Annotated in this window: 3 protein-coding genes; all 3 read right to left on the bottom strand. The window is 47.5% G+C overall.

Annotated elements, in window-relative coordinates; all coding sequences use genetic code 11:
• Nucleotides 1–820, bottom strand: an 820-nt coding sequence (gene dapF, locus V3S16_RS10225; protein WP_413884592.1) for a diaminopimelate epimerase, incomplete at its 3' end; no start/stop codon positions are given.
• A gap of 368 nt (nucleotides 821–1188) precedes the next feature.
• Nucleotides 1189–2448, bottom strand: coding sequence for a diaminopimelate decarboxylase (lysA, locus tag V3S16_RS10220; protein ID WP_413884590.1), 1260 nt, complete (start codon nucleotides 2446–2448; stop codon nucleotides 1189–1191).
• Nucleotides 2449–2455: 7 nt separating this feature from the next.
• The gene (locus V3S16_RS10215; RefSeq protein WP_413884588.1) at nucleotides 2456–2920 is read right to left on the bottom strand and encodes a hypothetical protein; all 465 of its coding nucleotides are present in this window, start codon (nucleotides 2918–2920) and stop codon (nucleotides 2456–2458) included.
• Between the last annotated feature and the right edge of the window lie 365 nt (nucleotides 2921–3285).

The raw sequence follows: 3285 nt of genomic DNA, 5'->3' as shown, positions 1-3285 counted from the left end.
GCCAGGCATCTTCCCAAAGCCGGCCTTTGTAAATTATACGGGCGTCACCTTCAAGGTAAACGTCGTTATATGTGCCGTCTTTTTCCTGAAAATAAATAGTCAGATGTTCCCCGCCGCGCGTCAGAACCTTGATCGGGGATTTCATCCTGGTTTTGTTGGCAGTAACAATAGCGGCGGCAATCGCACCGGTGCCGCAGGCCAGGGTTTCATCTTCGACCCCCCGCTCATATGTCCGGATTGCAATATGGCCGTCTTTTTGGAAACTAACAAAATTTACGTTGGTGCCGGCAGGTGCAAACCCAGTGTGGAACCGGATCTCTCGACCCGGTTCAACCACATCGACACCGTCGATCTCATCCACGCTAATCACCACGTGGGGAACACCGGTGTTGACACTGGAGATAAGCATGGATCCGTCTTTAAGCTCAAGGGTATAATCCATTCTAAGATCGGCCGGATCCGGCATTTGTATCTTCACCAGGTCATCGGATACCTGCGCGCTGACTGTGCCGGCGGCGGTTTCAAAGGACATAATCGGTCCGGCAATCCCGTTTAAGTATGCAAACCGTGCGGCACATCTGGCGCCGTTTCCGCACATCTCGGCACGGCTGCCGTCCGCGTTAAAAAACTGCCACTTGAAGTCAACAGCATCAGTATCTTCTATAAGGATAAAACCGTCGGCACCGACAGACAGTTTCCGGCGGCATACTTTGGTGACAAAATCTGAAAGATCCGTTTCATCGACAACCCTATTGCGATTGTCAATAATAATAAAGTCGTTGCCGCTGCCGCTCATTTTAAAAAAATCAATCGGTTCCATAATTCCCAACCTTAACAAGTCCTAATAAAATATATTTGCCACAAAGGCACAAAGACACGAAGGATATATTTTTTATTCTTTCTTGGTGTCTTGGTGTCTTACTTGCCCGCCATCCGTCAGGCGGGGTGGCAAGTAAATTAAATTCCAAATATCAAACAACAAATATCAAACAAATAACAATGACCGAAATTCGAAAATCCAAACAAGGTCTCGTCTTGGAAGGTTTTGGTCATTGAATATTGAAATTTGTGATTTATTTGTAATTTGGTGCTTGGAATTTGTGATTTTAGACACAAAACTCCAAGGCAGAGCCAGATGTCTCTGATCTGGCCCAGAGATCCAGGTTTTTCAGGACTAAATAAATTTATTCAGTCAATTAAAAACGGTGGTATTGTCTCGCCGGCAACCAGATCCTCATAGGTCTGGCGGGCTCTCACCACATAAAAGCGGTCGTCTTTGGCCATTACTTCAGGTACCCGGAGCCGGGAACAATAATTGGATGACATTGTAAAACCATAGGCACCGGCACTCATCACCGCCAAAAGATCACCCTGTTTGACATCGGGAATCTCGCGGTCAAGGGCTAAAAAGTCCCCGCTTTCGCAAATCGGCCCTACAACATCAGCTTTTATCGATGTATGCGCAGTTTTGACAACCGGTTGAATTGCATGAAACGCTTTGTACAGCGACGGTCGCATCAGATCGTTCATGCCGGCGTCCGTAATCACGAATTCCTTGTCAGGGCCTGCTTTTCTATAAAGGACCCTGGTGATCAGCGTCCCGGCATTGCCGACAATGACTCTGCCGGGCTCCAGGATCAGTTGCAGATCAAGGCCCTTAAGAGAATCGATGATGGCCCGGGCATACTCACGGGGATGAGGCGGTGATTCTTCGTCGTAAGTGATACCTAAACCCCCGCCCATATCCAAATACCTGATTTCGATCCCCAAGGCCTTGAGCTCCGTTATCAAGCGCTCTAAACTTTTGAGGGCGTCTTCAAAAGGCTTTGCTTCCGTAATCTGTGAGCCGATATGGCAGTCGATGCCGACCACGTCAATATTCTCCAGCCTGCTTGCGACTTTGTAGCCTTCTATGGCCGTCTTGGTGTCAATACCGAACTTGTTTTTTTCCAGTCCGGTTGAAATATAAGGGTGCGTCCCGGAGTCAACGTCCGGGTTCACTCGAATGGCTACCGGCGCCTGCTTTGCGAGCAGGCCGGCCCTTTGATTGATAACCGCCAGTTCCTCAAGGGACTCGACATTGAACATCATAATATCTGTATTCAGGGCATAATCGATCTCGTCAACGCGCTTGCCGACTCCGGAATAAACAATGCGGTCCGGAGAAAAACCGGCTTTTAGGCCCCGGTATAATTCTCCACCGGAAACAATGTCAAGCCCGCCCCCCAGATTGGCAAACAGTTTTAAAAGCGCCAGGTTGGTATTTGCCTTGGCCGAATAACACACCAGCCTGTCTATGCCTTCAAAGGCCTCATTAAAAATGATAAAATGACGCTTTAAGGTCGCGTGGCTGTATAAATAAAAGGGTGTCCCGACTTCCGCGGCTATCTTCTGAATCGGAACATCTTCACAGTACAACTCATTGTCACGATAATGAAAGTGATGCATAAATCACCTAATAATTAAATTCAACCAAATTGGAATCACCAAATCTTGACCCGCTATCACTATAGGCCACTACCTTATAGATGTAACCATAACCTTTTCTCAAAGTCTCACTGTAAGTCATATGGCCTTTCTTCTTTTTTTCCAAAGCTTTGACTGTTTTAATCCCAATATCGGCAACAAGTTTAAACCTTAGCGGACAATTCGGGCACTCAGCTTCCGAAAGCGGTTTCTGGGAGCGATAAACAAAAAAACCTTCCAGGTCCGGATGTATTTTCCCCTTTTGTTTTGGAATCGTCCAGGTCAGCTCGAGTATATCTGCCTGCATCTGCCGGCTTAAATCATTGACCGCCGGTGGCGGGGCCGGGCGGGGCGCAACCGGCGGCGCTTTGCGGCCGCATCCGGACAAATAAAAAGCAAACGCAGCTAAAATTGCAAGCTGTAAAATCAGTCCTCTGCCGATACTTTTAAACATTTCAGACCTCGTTATTTACCTTATATAGATGACCGTAGACCTTTATATACCTTGGGATTGCACATAAATTGGACATCAGGTCGGTCTAGGTTATAAGGTTCAGCCTGCGACGAGCTCAGCCGAGTCGGGTTTCCGGTTCAGGCCTCCGGCTCGTAGAGGCACAATCCTACGCCTCGGAGAGGTTAAGCGCTTCGCGCTTTTTTTCTTAGCCATTGATTCCATAGGGGTAATACAACGAGGCAGCCAACCTCTGAACCTTTGAACGTTGAACCTTTGAACCCAATATTTGATTAGAGGTGGAGCGTTTTGTCCAAAATTTCACCGCACCATCTATCATTATTTACGAGATCTGCACTTAGACTCTT

It is taken from the genome of Candidatus Desulfatibia sp., assembly GCF_036446775.1.
Taxonomy (GTDB): Bacteria; Desulfobacterota; Desulfobacteria; order Desulfobacterales; family UBA11574; genus Desulfatibia_A.
Note: the sequence above shows the minus strand (reverse complement) of the source record. Positions and strands in the feature narration are given on the sequence as shown.